The organism is Tenacibaculum soleae, assembly GCF_001693415.1.
In the GTDB taxonomy this organism is placed as follows: domain Bacteria; phylum Bacteroidota; class Bacteroidia; order Flavobacteriales; family Flavobacteriaceae; genus Polaribacter; species Polaribacter soleae.
Genome location: NZ_MAKX01000013.1, coordinates 167,647 through 183,753 on the forward strand (window position 1 = coordinate 167,647; position 16,107 = coordinate 183,753).

Sequence of the window (16,107 nt, forward strand, 5' to 3'; positions counted from 1 at the left end):
TACCATAAATTATAGCAATAACAAAAGAGTAGGGAAGTGTTACCTTATTTTTTCTTGTACCTCAACTTACCAATTTCAATTTGAATTGCTGTTCTTGCCAATATCGTAAAAATAAGTGCACCCATTGCCCAAATACCTAAAGTAACTCCAATTTCAATTCCTGTAGGCGTATATTCAGCTATTTTTCCGTAAGGTCCAGGAATAAATCCAGGAACGATTAAGCCGAACCCTTTTTCTATCCAAATTGCGATAAATAAAATTGTACAAGCAAAAAACAATACTTTAAAGTTATTACGAAGTTTATGAAACGTAAGTAATACAGTTGCTATAATATTTAAGGTAATAGCAGTCCAAATCCAAGGTAATAAAGCTGTTTTACCGTGCAATCCAAAAAATAAATAATAAGCACTTTCACTATGATGTGTAGGCGCATAAAACTCTTTAAACAACTCAGAAACTAACATAATTAAGTTAATTTGAGCAGCAACAGTAACTACTAAAGCTAGTTTTTTTATGGTTTTATTTTCTATTTTAAACTCGGTGTACGTTCTAATAATTGCTAAAACTAAAATAATTAAAGCAGGTCCAGCCGCAAAAGCAGATGCTAAAAAACGAGGTCCTAGTAAAGCAGTATTCCAAAAAGGTTTTGCTTGTAATCCTTGATACAAAAAGGCGGTTACTAAGTGAATTCCTACTGCCCAAAAAACAGAAAGTATGGCACCCGGTAAATACACATTTTTCTTAGATTCTTTTCCTTGATAATGCCTAAATAGTATATAAAATGGAATACTAATATTAATAAATAAGTAGCCGTTTAAGGCAATAACATCCCAAGTTAACATTGAATTTGGAAAGTTAAAAACACCTATAACAGGCATCATATGCCATAAAACAGAAGGACCTCCCATATCGGCAACCACAAAAGCTAAACACATAATTAATGCGGCAACCGCTAAACCTTCTCCAATTAATACTGCTTGTTTAAAGTCTACATCTTTTAAAACATAGGTTGGCATTACTAGCATAACTGCCGCTGCAGCCACCCCAACTAAAAAAGTAAAATTAGAAATATACAATCCCCAACTTACCCGATCTGTCATTCCGGTAACACTCAATCCGTGTTCTAATTGAATGGAGTAACAATACATACCAATTAGCATTATTAAAGTTAAAAACCCCATCCAGATATGATATCTTTTAGATCCTCGGGTAATAACATCTATACTGTCTTTTATTAAACTTCCAAAAACTTTAAGTCTTCTCATTTTATTTTTTATTATAACGCTTCGTTTATATTTTATTTTGGGCGTTCCCTAACGGTCGGGCTTTTCGTTAAATCTTTTATTTGACAACTTTTCCGCTTCGCTCAAAGTGACAAATAAAAGGATATCACTGCAATCCCTAACGCAAAACCAATTAATCCATAAAATACCAGAACTTAGGTTCAGTACCTAAATCTTCTTTTAATCTGAATACTTTTTTATTTTCTAATACCCAACGAATGGTACTGTTAGGATCTAACAAGTTTCCGAAAATACGTGCACCGGTAGGACAAGCCTCAACACAAGCTGGATTTTTACCAGCTCTAGAACGTTGTACACAAAAAGTACATTTTTCCATCACCCCTTTTTTACGCATTCTATTTCCTAAATAATGCTGATTTTTGTTTACCTCAGCTTCCGGAACCTCTGGTTTACTCCAGTTAAAACGACGACCATCGTAAGGGCAAGCAGCCATACAATATCTACAACCTACACACCAATCGTAATCAACCACTACAATTCCGTCTTCTTCTCGCCAAGTAGCTTGTACAGGACAAACTTCTACACAAGGTGGGTTATCACAATGAAAACACTGAGTTCCCATATAAAAATGTCCTTCCGCAGGAACTTCATGATAATAATTATCATCAGCTTCATTAAAATTAAAACCTTTTCCGTCTTTCATTTCATGAATACGGATGTATTCCATTTGCGAATTTCTATCTTGGTTATTTTCCTCTACACATGCACTTACACAATCCATGTATCCTTGGCACTTTGAGATATTAAAAGCATACCCAAACAACACATCTTCTTCGGCATTTTTATTAGACATGCTAATATTTTTACCAGTACGTAATTGATAAGAGCGCACAAGTCGATCAACAGTTGCGTTTTTCTCTTTGTCATCCATCAATTTATAGTTCCCTTTAAATTGCTCTTCCCAATCTATTTGTGCTTTCTCTTTTGATTCTTCGCTAGCGGTTATACTAGTACATGACGAAGCTGCACCGGCTCCAATTAATAAACTTGCAGTTAATTTTTTAAAGGCAGATCTACGATCCATTTTTACATCAAAAACTTGATCAAAACCATCTTTATGTCTTTCATCACCAATAGCAGCATCAACTGCAGCTTCAAAAAACTCTTCGTTACTTAATTCTTCTTTTGGGGCATGAGAATTACAACCTCCAGAAGTACTTCCACAGCCACAACTTCCAGAAGACTCTTGTTTGGTTGTACTATTTAAATTCAACCTAAAATATTTTCCAATTCCACTCATATATTATACTTTCTATAAAATTGTTAGCATCAAAAAATGATGTTAAACAAATGTTAGGTTTATTGTCGTTGTTTTTCTTTTTTAGTATTAAATCGCGCTGGCCATTTGGTATCAAAACCTGGCGAATGCGGATTGTGACAGTTTACACAAGTCATCGATGCTCTTGGAGGTGCCCAACTTGCTATTTTTTTTCCGTGTGCACCACCTGTCCAATCTTTATATTGTTTTTGATGACATTGACTACATAATTTATAACTATTATTAAAGTCGATTTTATGCCCTGTTATACTTTTAAGATTATTCATACTGCTTCCATCATGGCAAGTAGTACAACTCATTGTATTGGCATCAGCATGATTTAATTTGATATTCCAATGTGCTTTTTTTAATCCTTTACGTTGCATTTGTTGTAAAGGCTTACTATGACATTCGGTACAGGCGTATGATTTTATTTCGCCTTTTCGTTCTGGAATAGAAAAAGTAATACCGTTTTCGGTTACTTCTACTAATTTTAGATTTCCAATATATTTTTCTGATGAAATAGAAGTTCCGTTATAATGCTTGCTTTTTGCTTTAATTTTATCAGTTACACTATGATATTCATCTTCTTTATGTTTACAAGAAGTGTTTATCAACAAAAAAGTGATACTTAAAATCCAAAAATGTTTTATGTAATTTGTATTTATCATTGTTTTCTTATAAAATCTTTAATGGCTGTAAGTTCTTTCGTATTTGGTACATGACATTGCCTGCAATTAACTCGCTCTGGATGAGAAACACGAATTTCTTTAGGAGCACTTGGTCCTGCATGACACGCCAAACAGTTTTCTCGTAATTGTGTTTGATGTGGTATTACAGGTGGACTTGTAACTAAAGCGTTATTGTTACCTACTTTAGGTGCATGTACTTTAGCAAAGTTTCCTGCTTTAAATAATGTTTTTGATTTTTGAGGAACATGACATTGTTTGCAATTAACCAATTCAGGGTGTGGAGTTACAGGAGTATAAGCATTAAACTTAGCTACAAAACCACCATTTTCATGACACTTTAAACAAGTATTATCACCAATATTTTGACGTTCTTCTATAGCATGTGGAATACTTGGAGGCGCACCATGATAGGCTCTATTATCATAATAACTATCTAAACTTCTTTGATGTTCAAAATCTGTTGGCATATTGGTATAATCTAAAGCATGTTCAGATCTTTTAAAAACTCCTGCCTCTGTTGGTATTATAGGTGTGTTTTTGTCGCTTTCTAGCGGAATGTAAGCATCTTCTTGTCCTTGATAATAGCTATAATTCCAAATAGTAATAAAAGCGATAAATAATACTACAAATAACGATATGATTCCTAGTCGTTTTTTCATAATCTATGCTTTTTCTATTTTAACAGCACATTTTTTGTAATCAGGTTCTTTAGAAATAGGGCAAAAAGCATCTAAAGTAACATCATTAATCATCATGTTTTCATCAAAAAATGGTACAAAAATTTGTCCTCTTGTAGGTAAACCTCTTTCATTGATAGAAGCAGGTAAAACACAAGACCCTCTCTTGGAAGTTACTTTTACATTTTCACCATTTCTGATGTGCATTTTTTTAGCATCTTCAGGATGTAATTCAACATAAGCATTTGGTACAGCTTTATGTAAAACAGGTATTCTTCTAGTCATAGAACCAGTATGCCAATGCTCAATAACTCTACCTGTATTTAACCAAAACGGATAAGTTTCATCGGGCATTTCAGGAGCTGGTTCGTAAGGTCGTTGCCAAATAACAGCTTTACCATCTGGTTTACCATAAAAGTGAAAATCTTCTCCGTTTGTACAAGCAGGATCGTATTTTGAATTGAATCTCCATTGGGTAGATTTTCCTTCAACATAAGGCCAAATTGCACCAGATTCTTTCTTTAATACTTCTAAAGGTGCCATACCATGTTTAGCTCCTTCATGGAACTGACGATATTCGTTGTATATTTCTTCTACGTGATTTTCTTTACTGTATGGAAACAAATCACCAAATCCCATTCGTTTTGCAACTTCAATAAACATCCATGCATCTGGAGTTGCATCACCAGGAGCTTCTACCATTTTATTCCAATGTTGGGTTCTTCTTTCAGAATTACCATACAATCCAGATTTTTCGATATGCCAACTTGCAGGTAAAATAACATCAGCTACATCAGAAGTAGGTGTAGGAAATACATCAGAAACCACTACAAAACAAGATTCTTTTTCCATCGCAGGTCGATAACGACTTGTTTTTGGCAAAGAAACTAACGGATTTGTAGCTTGTGTCCAAATAAATTTAATTTCCCCTCTATCAACAGCTCTAAACATTTCGGTAGCGTGATAGGTTGGTTTAGATGGTATTTTTTCAACAGGAACTTTCCAAATTCTTGCCGCCATTTCTCTATCTTTTTTATTCATTACAACTCCATGTGGTAATTTGTGCGTAAAAGTTCCTACTTCACGAGCGGTACCACAAGCTGATGGTTGCCCTGTTAAAGAGAAAGGTCCGTTACCAGGTTGTGAAATTTTACCTGTTAATAAGTGAATGTTATACACTAAGTTATTCATCCAAGTTCCTCTGGTATGTTGGTTCATTCCCATACACCAATAAGAAACTACTTTACTATTTGGATTTCCGTAAATAGCAGCTAAATATTTAATATCTTTAACTGATACTTTAGAATATTTAGCCACTTTTTCAGGCGTATAATCTTCTAAAAAAGTTTTGTATTCTTCAAAATTTATTTTTTCAGGCTTGTCTTTAAATTTAAAATTATCTTCTAAGCCATAGCCTATATTTGTAGTTCCTTTATTAAAACTACAATGTTTTTCTACAAACGATTTATTTACCCAACCATTATTTACAATTTCATAACAAATTGCATTGGCAACAGCTAAATCAGTTTGTGGTTCAAATAAAATTGATTTATCAGATGCCATACTAGAGCGTGTTGTTCGTGTAGCAAAATCAATAATTTTGGCACCTCTACTATTTTTTTGAGATAACATTCTTGAAAATAAAACAGGATGCATTTCTGCCATATTATTACCCCAAGTAATAAAATAATCAGCATGTTCAATATCTTCATAACAACCCATTGGTTCATCTGCTCCAAAAGTTGTTAAAAACCCTGTTACAGCACTTGCCATACAAAGACGTGCATTACAATCTAAGTTATTGGTACCAATGGCTCCTTTCATTAATTTTGAAGCGATATAACCTTCGGGAATTGTAGATTGCCCTGAGGTATACATTGCAACTGAATCTTTACCATGTTTATCTATGGTAGTTTTCATTTTATCAGCTACAATATCTAAAGCATCGCTAATAGGAGTTTTTACGTACTTACCATTCTTTTTTACTAAAGCATGTGTTAATCTGTCGCTAGATTGAATACACATAGTTTGGTGGTAACCTTTAACACATAAAAGTCCTTTATTTACTGTGGAATTAGGGTCACCTTTTACAGCGATAGCTTTTCCGTTTTCTACACCAACTAAAATACCACAACCTACCCCGCAAAAACGACAAGGTCCTTTTTTCCAATCTAAATTACCTTCAGGTATTCCTGCTAATTGTTCACTTGCAAAAATAATTCCAGGAAACATGGTTGCTGCTGCTGTCATTGCTGCAGTTGCAGCCATTTTTTTAATAAAACTTCGTCTACTTGTTAAAGAGGCGCTCATATCTTATTTATTTTATAGGTGTATTAAATCCAGAAACCAAGGCTAATAACTTTAAGCTATCTAGGGTTTCTATAGTTTCTTTTAAACTTTTATCTTCTATATCATCTTTTGTTTCGGTAACAAGAACTAATACGTTTTTGTTTTCGGCAGGTATTATTTCACATCTATTAATAACAGCAAGCGCTTTTTTAAGTTCTTCCTTTTTTCCTTCATGTGGATGTGCTAAATAACTTTTTATAGGCATAGAAAATAGTTGTTTAATTGTTTTACAAATTAGAGAATTATAAGAAGAAAATTACATGATAATTATCACTATTTCAGTTCATTATATTTTTTAAAACATAACGGTTTGCTTTTATTTCTTTGTTAGATAGGGGTTTGTTAGATTTTAAAAAATGGAATAGTGAATTAATTTGTTTTGAATCTAAATAAAAAAAGATCATGATTTATATCATGTTTATTGTTTGATAGACGAAGTATTTTTGAAGAACAGTATAAGATTATGGAATATAAAATTAAAAGTAAAATTTGGATTGAAATTGATGATAAAGTGTTTTTAGGAGCAGGGAGAATAAAATTATTAAAGTCTTTAAATATCACTAAATCTTTATCAAAATCAGCTAAAGAACTAGGAATGTCTTATAAAAAAGCATGGAATTTAATTGATTCCGTTAATAAAAGTTCAAAAAAACCAATTGTAATAAAATCAGTAGGAGGAAATAGTGGAGGTGGAACAATTTTAACTCCTTACGGTATTAAAATGATTGGAGTTTATGATACAATTAATAATAATTGTTGGAAACATTTAGATAAGCAACTAATGAAACTAAAAATAATTGATTAAACAATAAAAGATAAAAATATCTTTTTATGATATTAATCATGTTTTTAAAGAATCAGCTGCTTTAATTTTGTGTAGAATTTAAAAAGTCAACTGATGAGAACAAAAATTTCAATTTTAACACTATTCATATGTTTTGCATTTTTTTCATGTAAAGAGACAAAAAAAGAAACTATTAATGGCACTAATGAAACTACAGAGAAAGCACATAAAGGGCAATCAGCTGTGGTAGATGAAGATTCTGAACCTAATGCGCTACAAGTAGCAGCTTCTTTAGAAAAATTTAAAACATTAGTTGTTGCTGTTAAGGCTGCTGATTTAGAAAATACTTTAGTAAATGCAGGTCCATTAACTGTTTTTGCACCTGTAAATGGAGCTTTTGATAAACTACCAAAAGGAACTGTAGCAACATTATTAAAGCCTGAAAATAAATCAAAACTATCATTTATCTTAAAAAATCATGTTGCTCCAGCAAATTATACTGTTGCTACTTTAGAGAAAAACGTACGAAAAAACAGAAAACTTTATATGGCATCTGGAGAATATTTAGAAGTTTCTAAAAAAGAAGATGGATTATTTGTTGGAGGAACCAAAATTTTAAAATCTGTAAAAGTTAGTAATGGTTGGATACATGTTATTGGAGACGTATTAGTGCCAAGTGATAAATAATAATCTAAAAATCAATATAAAATGAGATTACAAAATGTGTTAATGATAATGTTAATTACATTATTTGTTAGTTGTGGAGGTGGAGAGAAAAAGGATACCTCAAATAATAAAAAACCTGCAAAAAAAGCAGCGGTAAAAAAAACAGAAACTAAAAAAACGACAACTAAAAAAGTTAAAGAAGCAGGAACAATAGATTTAAATAACAAAGGTATTGGGCCTATTAAGTCGGTAGAATTAGCTGAAACAATAGATAAAGCTATGGCAGATAAAGGAGCTAAAGTTTTTAAAAGTAAATGTTCAGCTTGTCATAGAACAAATAGAAAATTTATTGGCCCAAACCCTACAGATATTTTAAAAAGACGTTCTCCTGAATGGGTAATGAATATGATTATGAATCCTGAAGAAATGGTGAAAAATGATCCTATAGCTAAAGAGTTATTAATGAAATTTAATGGGTCGCCAATGGCAAATCAGAATTTAACTAAAGATGAAACAAGACAAGTTTTAGAATTTTTTAGAACATTATAATAATCAAAATAAAAACTTATGAAAACAAGTTATAAATTTTTAGCATTATTTTTATCAATCGCCTTTTTATTAGTAGGTTGTGGTAATAATGGAAGCAGTAGTAATAAAAGTGCTTTAAATAGCAGTAAAGCAGAAAAAGTATATGTTGCTCCAGGAGAACATGACTCACATTATGCATTTATTTCTGGAGGTTATAGCGGAAACTTAACTGTTTATGGTTTACCATCTGGTAGAATGTTTAAAGAAATTCCTGTTTTTTCTCAATTTCCAACTACAGGTTACGGATATTCTGAAGAAACAAAACCAATGTTAAACACTTCTTTCGGTCAAATACCTTGGGATGATTCTCATCACCCAGATATTTCTCAAACAAATGGAGAGTTAGATGGACGTTGGATTTTTATAAACGGTAATAACACACCACGTATTGCTAGAATTAGCCTTACAACTTTTGAGACTGAAGAAATTATAGAAGTTCCTAATAGTGCAGGAAACCATAGTTCTTCATTTATTACTGAAAATACAGAGTATGTAGTTGCAGGAACACGTTTTTCTGTTCCAGTACCACAGGTTGATATGCCTATTAAAGAATATAAAGGAAACTTTAAAGGAGCTTTATCTTTTATAAAAGTAGATAAAGAAACAGGTAGAATGGGAATTAAATTCCAAATATTAATGCCAGGGTTTAATTATGATCTTTCCCACCCTGGTAGAGATAAATCACATGGATGGTTTTTCTTTACTACTTATAATACCGAGGAAGCAAGTACTTTATTAGAGGTAAATGCATCACAAAATGATAAAGATTTTATTGCAGCTATTAACTGGAAAAAAATTGAAGAATATGTAGATAATGGTGGAGGTACTAAAATGCCAACAAACTATGCACATAATGTATATGATGAGCATACGCATACGGCAACTTCTACAATGGTAAAAGAAGTATTAACAGTAAACCCAGCAGATATTCCTGGAGCAATTTATTTTTTACCAACTCCAAAATCGCCACATGGTTGTGATGTAGATCCAACAGGAGAGTATATTATTGGTAATGGTAAATTATCTGCAGATTTAACAATTCACTCTTTTCCAAAAATGTTAGAAGCTATCGAGAACAAGAAATTTGATGGTGAAGCTTATGGTATTCCAATTTTAAATTATGAAGATATTTTAGCAGGTTCAGTTCAATCTGGAGGATTAGGACCTTTGCATACTGAGTTTGATGATAAAGGAAATGCATATACAACATTCTTTATTTCATCAGAAGTTGTAAAATGGAAATTAGGAACTTGGGAAGTAATTGATAGAAAGCCAACCTATTATTCAGTAGGTCACTTAACAATTCCTGGAGGAAATTCAAGAAAACCTTTTGGTAAGTATATGTTCGCTATGAATAAAATTACAAAAGATCGTTATTTACCAACAGGCCCAGAATTAGAACACTCTGCTCAGTTATATGATATTTCAGGAGAGAAAATGGAATTATTATTAGATTTTCCAACACACGGAGAGCCTCATTATGCTGCTGCAATACCAGCAAGTATTATAAAAGAAAAATCTAAGAAAATCTATAGATTAGATGAAAATAAGCATCCATATGCTATTACATCTCCAGCAGATGCAAAAGTAGTAAGAGAAGGGAAAGATGTACATATTTATATGTCTATGATTAGATCTCACTTTACACCAGATAATATTGAAGGTGTTAAAGTAGGAGATAAGGTGTTTTTCCATATTACAAATCACGAACAAGATTTTGATGTACCTCATGGATTTGCAATGATTGGAGCTAACAATTCTGAATTATTAATAATGCCAGGACAAACTAAAACACTTACCTGGGAGCCTAAAAAAGTAGGTATTTGGCCGTTTTATTGTACAGATTTTTGTTCAGCTTTACATCAAGAAATGCAAGGTTATATAAGAGTTTCACCTAAAAAATCAGATATCAAATTATCTTGGTCTTTAGATGATGAATAAAAGCTATAATTAATAGTTGATTTTTTTGGTTGATGGGCTGCTTGTTGTTTTAGATTGATATACTTACACAGGCAGCCTTTAATCAAATAAATATTAACACATCTTAAAAAATAGAACTATGAAAAAAGCAGGTATAATTATGATTATCGGCTCTTTACTATTATTGAGTTTATTTAAGTTTCCTTTATGGAATATTATGCTTGGTGCTCCGCAATATCCTGAACCTTTAGGAATGAATATTCATATAGATGGTATTAAAGGGGTTTCGGAATTTGATTTAACAAATATTGATGGTTTAAATCATTATATAGGTATGAAAGTAATACCTAAACCAACAGATATGTGGGAGTTTTCAATTTTTCCAAAAGTAATAAGCACCATGGCAGCATTAGGAGTATTAATAGGTTTACTCGGCTTTTTTAGTAAAGTTTCTTATAAATGGTTTATTGGTTGGTTTATAATAATGGCTGTTTTAGGAATGCTAGGTATGTATGATTTTAATGAATGGCTTACATCATACGGAAGTGATTTAGATCCGCATGCCATTATAAAAGTAGTAAACCCAGATGGTACCCCTATGAGTTATAAGCCACCATTATTAGGATATCAAAAAATGTTGAATTTTGATGTTACTTCTTTGCCACACACAGGAGGTTATTTAATGTTTGTAGGTATGGCACTTACTGTTGTTGCATTTTTTGTAGGTAAAAAGGAAGCTAAAATTTAAAAAATGGATTACAAAAAAATAAATTATTTATTTCTTATAGTTCTTTTATTAATAGGATGTACTATAAGTCCTAAAGAAATAGAATACGGAAAAGACGCATGTAGTTTTTGTAAAATGATGATTGTTGACACAAAATTTGCGTCAGAAATAGTAACAAATAAAGGAAGAGCTTTTAAGTATGATGCCATAGAATGTATGTTGTCTGATATCAAAGAAAAAAGCGAAAAAAAACTAGCATATATATTAGTAACCGATTATAACGAGCCTAAAAAATTAATTGACGCAACTAAAGCAACTTTTTTAATTAATCAAAACATCAAAAGTCCGATGGGAGCAAATCTTTCAGCTTATATATCAAAGGAGAAAGGGCAATTAAACGGAACAGAATTGTATGATTGGAATGCTATTAAGGCTCAATTTAAAAATTAAAGAATCTAATTTTATATTAGATTAAAGTTTAAAATCAACCAAAAATGAAAACAAAATATTTTTTGTATAGCATAATTATTGCCTTTTTTTTAGGTAAAACTACATTTGCTCAAACTATAAAAAGTAATAAACAATGTGTGCATTGTAATATGGTAATTAAAGATAAATTACATAAAGCACAAGTTATAACACCAGCTCAAAAAAAACTAAATTTTGACGCGATTGAATGTTTATTAAATTATTCTAAAACTCAAAAAGAAGCTTCATTTACCAAACAATTAGTTGCAGATTATTTAACAGGAGAATTAATTAATGCTACCAAAGCAACTTATTTAATAAGTAGCCAAATTAAAAGCCCGATGGGAGCATATTTATCCGCCTTTAAAGATAAAGAAGCTGCAAAAAAGAATCAGAACACCAAAACAGGTAAGCTATTTACTTGGAAAGAAATACAATTAGAATTTGTAACAAGAAAAGTTGGCGCAACTAATCATAGTCATCATAATCATAACAGACCAGATGCTCATGCTCCGATAGGTGTAATGGGTGATCATTTACATGCAAAAGGAGGTTTTATGGTTTCTTTACGTTATATGAATATGGATATGAACGGTAATAGAACAGGAACTTCAACTATTAATGATGCAGCTATTTATAATTCATATATGGTAGCACCTCAAAATATGAGTATGGATATGTATATGTTAGGAATTATGTATGCACCTTCTGATAAATTAACATTATTATTAATGCAAAATATTGTAAAAAACAATATGGATTTAAAAGCAAAAATGATGATGAACGGTATGACAATGCTTCACGATTTTTCAACAAATTCATCAGGGTTAGGAGACCTAAAAATAGGCGCTTTATATAATGTATATAATAAAGAAAATACTTCTATTCATTTAAACGGAACATTAAATATACCTGTTGGAAGTATTACAAAAAAAGACGATACTCCAATGATGAGTGATGCAAAATTACCGTATGCAATGCAATTAAGTTCAGGAACTTTTGATGTTACTTTAGGAGCTACTTATAAAGGGAATACCGAAAGTGTTTCATGGGGAATTCAACCATTATTTACTTTTAGAACAGGAAAAAATAGAGAGGATTATAGATTCGGTAATTCTCAACAAATTAATTTTTGGGGAGCTTATAAATTAGCAGATTGGGTTAGTATTTCAGGACGGTTTTTAGCTGTTTCAGAAGGAGAAATATCAGGAAAAGATTCAATGTTAAATCCGATGATGGTTCCAACAGCAAATACCAACAATTATGGAGGAGAAAAAATTAAATCATTTTTAGGGTTTAATTTTATGTTCAATCAAAATTCGGAATTAAAAAAAATTAAGTTAGGTGTTGAGGTTGGTGCTCCAATTTATGAAAATTATAATGGTGTACAAATGAATGAAAATAGATCTTTTCAAATAGGATTAAAATACTCAATATAAATGTATGCAATACTTGTTTTTATACATATCATAGCTGCGTCAATTTGGGCAGGAGGACATTTAATTTTGGCTATCAGAATTTTACCAAAAGCATTAAAAAAGAATGATTTTTCAATCATACAAAATTTTGAAAAATCATACGAACCAATAGGTTTACCAGCTTTGTTGATTCTTATTGTAACGGGTTTTTGGTTGATTTTTATTAGAATCCCTAATTTTTCAGATTGGTTTTCTTTTCATGAGCATTTGCCAAAACATTTATTAATAAAATGTATTTTATTAATTATAACTTTAGTGTTGGCGGTGCAGGCACGCTTTTTTTTAATTCCCAATAAAAAATTAAAACCATTAGCAGTCCACATTATTTTGGTAACTTTAGTGGCAGTTTTATTTGTATTAACAGGTGTTAGTTTAAGAACAGGAATGTTATTTTAAATGAAGAAAAAAATCACGAATTATATTACCGTAGTCATATTTCTACTTATAGGAACATCATTATATGCTCAAAAAATAAATGTATGTTTAAATTGTAATGTAAAAACAATAAAATCAGCCATTGCAAAGGCCTCAAAACACGATACGATTATAATAGGAAAAGGGGTATATAATGAATATGATATTTTAATAAATAAACCATTAACTATTTTAGGTGATAAAGAGGTTGTTATTGATGGTAAAAAGAAAGGATATATTTTAAAAATAGCAGCAGATAGTGTAACCGTAAAAGGACTTACATTAAAAAATGTAGGTAAAAGTTATACCAAAGATTTTGCTGCCATTTATGTTTCTAGAAGCAAATATTTCAATATTGAAAATGTTAGATTAAAAAAAGTTTTATTTGGTATTTTAATTGAAAAATCACATCATGGTATTGTAAAAAATAATCATATTTCTAGCGATGCAATTGAAGAAGCTGGCTCAGGAAACGGAATCCATATGTGGTACAGTTCTAATATATTGGTAAAAAACAATGAAGTTCATGATTTAAGAGACGGAATTTATTTTGAGTTTGTAACACACAGCAAGGTTATTAATAATAAAAGCTATAATAATTTACGTTACGGATTGCATTTTATGTTTTCTAATAATGATGAATATCTTAATAATACCTTTTCAAATAATGGTTCGGGGGTTGCCGTAATGTTTTCGAAGTTTATAAAAATGAAGAAAAATACTTTTATTAAAAATTGGGGAACGGCTTCATACGGTTTGTTGTTAAAAGAAATTTATGATGCAGAAATTATTAACAATACATTTCAAGAAAACACAATAGGAATTAATGTTGAAGGATCTACGCGTATAAATTATGTAAAAAATAATTTTATTAGAAACGGGTGGGCTTTAAAAATAGCTGGAGCTTGCTATGCTAATAAATTTTTGAAAAATAACTTCTTACATAATTCTTTCGATTTATCATACAATAGTAAACTAAACGATAATAATTTTAATAACAATTATTGGAGTGAATATACGGGATATGATTTGGATAAAAATGGAGAAGGAGATGTGCCTTACAGACCTGTAAAATTGTTTTCATATGTGGTAAATAAAACACCAGAAGCTATTGTTTTACTACGTAGTTTATTTGTTGATATAATTAATTTTTCTGAAAAAGTATCACCTGCATTTACACCTGATAATTTGGCGGATAAAAAACCATTAATGAGAGAAGTAAAATGATAAAAATTGACAACCTACATAAAAAATTCGGAAAAGTTACCGTGTTAAAAGATCTGAATTTAGAGATAAAATCAGGTGGTATTTTTGCAATTCTTGGTCCAAATGGTTCAGGTAAAACAACGTTGATTAAAAGTGTTTTAGGAATGGTTATTCCTGATAAAGGAACCATAAATATTAATAACAAAGCAATTTTAAAAAAGCATCAATACCGTAATAATGTTAATTATTTACCACAAATAGCAAACTTTCCAGGTAACCTTACGGTATCTGAATTAATTCAGATGATAAAAGATATTAGAACCAAAACAGCTAATGATAAAGAGTTGGTAGCTCTTTTTGATTTGCATCCGTTTTTAAAGCAAAAACTAAGTAATTTATCAGGAGGAACAAAACAAAAAGTAAACCTTGTTTTAACTTTTATGTTTGATAGTGAGTTAATTATTTTAGACGAACCAACAACGGGTTTAGATCCTATTTCATTAATACGATTAAAAAAAATTATTCAGACAGAAAAAACAAAAGGAAAAACAATTTTAATTACTTCACACATTATGAGTTTTGTGGAGGATATTTCTGATGAAATAGTGTTTCTGTTAGATGGAAAAATCCATTTTAAAGGAAGAATAGAGACATTGAAACAACAAACCAATCAAACCGATTTAGAACACGCAATAGCCACTCTTTTAACTACTGATTATGCTTAAAATATTAAAATACAGTTTTTTCGATTTATTAAGAAGTAGATGGAGTTATGTGTACTTTTTTTTCTATTTAATAATTGGTTTTGTGCTATTGTTTTTAAATAATGATACCTCAAAGGCAGTAATTACATTAATGAATATTATAGTAGTGTTAACTCCGTTAATAGGTACAATTTTTGGTGTTATGTATTACTATAATTCCCGAGAGTTTACAGAACTTTTATTAGCCCAACCTTTAAAAAGAACTACTATTTTTTTAGGACAATACATAGGAGTTTCTTTATCACTTTCATTAAGTTTAGTTTTAGGATTAGGAATTCCGTTTTTAGCATACGGTGTTATGCAATCTACTGCTATTTTTAACTTTATATCACTCTTATTTGTAGGTGCTTTTTTAACCTTTATTTTTGTCGCTTTGGCTTTTAATATAGCATTATCAAACGAAAATAAAATTAAGGGATTTGGGTATGCTATTTTACTGTGGCTCTTCCTAGCTGTTATTTACGACGGATTATTTTTAATATCATTAGTTGTTTTTCAAGAATATCCGTTAGATCAATTTTCGTTATTTGCAACGATGTTTAATCCTATAGATTTATCAAGAATTTTAATTTTATTAAAGTTAGATATCTCTGCTTTATTGGGCTATACAGGCGCAGTATTTCAAAAGTTTTTTGGTACAAACTTCGGAATGATTTTATCTTCTTTAGTCTTAATTCTATGGACTGTTTTACCAACTTTACGTATCATTTCTAAATCTAAAAGAAAAGATTTTTAGCTTGTTTTTTTGATATACCACATTTATCATAATTAGTTTCTCTTAATAGAGATATTTTTGTTTTATAAAGGATTAA

General features: G+C 30.7%; 17 protein-coding genes. 11 read left to right on the forward strand and 6 right to left on the reverse strand.

The genetic code is table 11. From position 1 onward, the window contains the following. Positions 1-44: 44 nt before the first annotated feature. The 6 genes from dsrP to BA195_RS10455 all read right to left on the reverse strand — a co-directional run bounded on the left by dsrP (position 45) and on the right by BA195_RS10455 (position 6,485). Entirely contained in the window at positions 45-1,265 is a 1,221-nt protein-coding gene (gene dsrP, locus BA195_RS10430) for a sulfate reduction electron transfer complex DsrMKJOP subunit DsrP (RefSeq protein WP_068705201.1), read from the reverse strand. Between the two features lie 151 nt (positions 1,266-1,416). Continuing rightward, positions 1,417-2,544 (reverse strand): 4Fe-4S dicluster domain-containing protein, encoded by a 1,128-nt coding sequence (locus tag BA195_RS10435; RefSeq protein WP_068705203.1) that lies wholly within the window; start codon positions 2,542-2,544, stop codon positions 1,417-1,419. Between the two features lie 59 nt (positions 2,545-2,603). Next, entirely contained in the window at positions 2,604-3,233 is a 630-nt protein-coding gene (locus tag BA195_RS10440; protein WP_068705205.1) for a cytochrome c3 family protein, read from the reverse strand. Then, positions 3,230-3,913 carry a nitrate reductase cytochrome c-type subunit gene (locus tag BA195_RS10445; protein ID WP_068705207.1) on the reverse strand — a complete coding sequence of 228 codons (684 nt, stop codon included), beginning with the start codon at positions 3,911-3,913 and terminating at the stop codon, positions 3,230-3,232. Before BA195_RS10445 ends, BA195_RS10440 begins: the two co-directional genes overlap by 4 nt. A gap of 3 nt (positions 3,914-3,916) precedes the next feature. Beyond that, entirely contained in the window at positions 3,917-6,241 is a 2,325-nt protein-coding gene (locus tag BA195_RS10450; protein WP_068705209.1) for a periplasmic nitrate reductase subunit alpha, read from the reverse strand. Positions 6,242-6,248: 7 nt separating this feature from the next. Next, complete coding sequence (locus BA195_RS10455; protein WP_068705211.1) at positions 6,249-6,485, reverse strand: hypothetical protein; 237 nt, start codon at positions 6,483-6,485, stop codon at positions 6,249-6,251. A gap of 258 nt (positions 6,486-6,743) precedes the next feature. Between BA195_RS10455 and BA195_RS10460 the strand changes: the two genes are divergently transcribed. The 11 genes from BA195_RS10460 (at position 6,744) to BA195_RS10510 (ending at position 16,031) form a co-directional block, all read left to right on the forward strand. Beyond that, a complete protein-coding gene (locus tag BA195_RS10460; protein ID WP_068705213.1) occupies positions 6,744-7,085 on the forward strand; it encodes a winged helix-turn-helix domain-containing protein in 342 nt (113 codons plus the stop codon). 93 nt (positions 7,086-7,178) lie between these two features. Then, on the forward strand, positions 7,179-7,751 hold the full coding sequence (locus BA195_RS10465) for a fasciclin domain-containing protein (RefSeq protein ID WP_068705214.1): 573 nt from the start codon (positions 7,179-7,181) through the stop codon (positions 7,749-7,751). A gap of 21 nt (positions 7,752-7,772) precedes the next feature. Further along, positions 7,773-8,279, forward strand: a complete 507-nt coding sequence (locus BA195_RS10470; protein ID WP_068705215.1) for a c-type cytochrome — start codon at positions 7,773-7,775, stop codon at positions 8,277-8,279. 18 nt (positions 8,280-8,297) lie between these two features. Then, complete coding sequence (nosZ, locus tag BA195_RS10475) at positions 8,298-10,259, forward strand: Sec-dependent nitrous-oxide reductase (protein ID WP_068705218.1); 1,962 nt, start codon at positions 8,298-8,300, stop codon at positions 10,257-10,259. Between the two features lie 118 nt (positions 10,260-10,377). Further along, a complete protein-coding gene (locus BA195_RS10480; RefSeq protein WP_068705221.1) occupies positions 10,378-10,986 on the forward strand; it encodes a hypothetical protein in 609 nt (202 codons plus the stop codon). Between the two features lie 3 nt (positions 10,987-10,989). Next, entirely contained in the window at positions 10,990-11,415 is a 426-nt protein-coding gene (locus BA195_RS10485; RefSeq protein ID WP_068705223.1) for a nitrous oxide reductase accessory protein NosL, read from the forward strand. Between the two features lie 44 nt (positions 11,416-11,459). Continuing rightward, the gene (locus BA195_RS10490; RefSeq protein WP_084443162.1) at positions 11,460-12,872 is read left to right on the forward strand and encodes a nitrous oxide reductase accessory protein NosL; all 1,413 of its coding nucleotides are present in this window, start codon (positions 11,460-11,462) and stop codon (positions 12,870-12,872) included. Continuing rightward, positions 12,873-13,307: a CopD family protein gene (locus BA195_RS10495; RefSeq protein ID WP_068705224.1), complete on the forward strand. Its 435-nt coding sequence runs from the start codon at positions 12,873-12,875 to the stop codon at positions 13,305-13,307. Further along, positions 13,308-14,552: a nitrous oxide reductase family maturation protein NosD gene (locus BA195_RS10500; protein WP_068705226.1), complete on the forward strand. Its 1,245-nt coding sequence runs from the start codon at positions 13,308-13,310 to the stop codon at positions 14,550-14,552. Continuing rightward, the gene (locus BA195_RS10505) at positions 14,549-15,256 is read left to right on the forward strand and encodes an ABC transporter ATP-binding protein (protein ID WP_068705228.1); all 708 of its coding nucleotides are present in this window, start codon (positions 14,549-14,551) and stop codon (positions 15,254-15,256) included. Before BA195_RS10500 ends, BA195_RS10505 begins: the two co-directional genes overlap by 4 nt. Continuing rightward, on the forward strand, positions 15,249-16,031 hold the full coding sequence (locus BA195_RS10510; RefSeq protein WP_068705230.1) for a nitrous oxide metabolic protein: 783 nt from the start codon (positions 15,249-15,251) through the stop codon (positions 16,029-16,031). Before BA195_RS10505 ends, BA195_RS10510 begins: the two co-directional genes overlap by 8 nt. The last annotated feature ends 76 nt before the right edge of the window (positions 16,032-16,107 follow it).

Bases quoted from the DNA above. Each gene is read 5' to 3' on its own strand.
- dsrP (WP_068705201.1), bottom strand. From the start codon at position 1,265: ATGAGAAGACTTAAAGTTTTTGGAAGTTTAATAAAAGACAGTATAGAT.
- BA195_RS10435 (WP_068705203.1), bottom strand. From the start codon at position 2,544: ATGAGTGGAATTGGAAAATATTTTAGGTTGAATTTAAATAGTACAACC.
- BA195_RS10440 (WP_068705205.1), bottom strand. From the start codon at position 3,233: ATGATAAATACAAATTACATAAAACATTTTTGGATTTTAAGTATCACT.
- BA195_RS10445 (WP_068705207.1), bottom strand. From the start codon at position 3,913: ATGAAAAAACGACTAGGAATCATATCGTTATTTGTAGTATTATTTATC.
- BA195_RS10450 (WP_068705209.1), bottom strand. From the start codon at position 6,241: ATGAGCGCCTCTTTAACAAGTAGACGAAGTTTTATTAAAAAAATGGCT.
- BA195_RS10455 (WP_068705211.1), bottom strand. From the start codon at position 6,485: ATGCCTATAAAAAGTTATTTAGCACATCCACATGAAGGAAAAAAGGAA.
- BA195_RS10460 (WP_068705213.1), top strand. From the start codon at position 6,744: ATGGAATATAAAATTAAAAGTAAAATTTGGATTGAAATTGATGATAAA.
- BA195_RS10465 (WP_068705214.1), top strand. From the start codon at position 7,179: ATGAGAACAAAAATTTCAATTTTAACACTATTCATATGTTTTGCATTT.
- BA195_RS10470 (WP_068705215.1), top strand. From the start codon at position 7,773: ATGAGATTACAAAATGTGTTAATGATAATGTTAATTACATTATTTGTT.
- nosZ (WP_068705218.1), top strand. From the start codon at position 8,298: ATGAAAACAAGTTATAAATTTTTAGCATTATTTTTATCAATCGCCTTT.
- BA195_RS10480 (WP_068705221.1), top strand. From the start codon at position 10,378: ATGAAAAAAGCAGGTATAATTATGATTATCGGCTCTTTACTATTATTG.
- BA195_RS10485 (WP_068705223.1), top strand. From the start codon at position 10,990: ATGGATTACAAAAAAATAAATTATTTATTTCTTATAGTTCTTTTATTA.
- BA195_RS10490 (WP_084443162.1), top strand. From the start codon at position 11,460: ATGAAAACAAAATATTTTTTGTATAGCATAATTATTGCCTTTTTTTTA.
- BA195_RS10495 (WP_068705224.1), top strand. From the start codon at position 12,873: ATGTATGCAATACTTGTTTTTATACATATCATAGCTGCGTCAATTTGG.
- BA195_RS10500 (WP_068705226.1), top strand. From the start codon at position 13,308: ATGAAGAAAAAAATCACGAATTATATTACCGTAGTCATATTTCTACTT.
- BA195_RS10505 (WP_068705228.1), top strand. From the start codon at position 14,549: ATGATAAAAATTGACAACCTACATAAAAAATTCGGAAAAGTTACCGTG.
- BA195_RS10510 (WP_068705230.1), top strand. From the start codon at position 15,249: ATGCTTAAAATATTAAAATACAGTTTTTTCGATTTATTAAGAAGTAGA.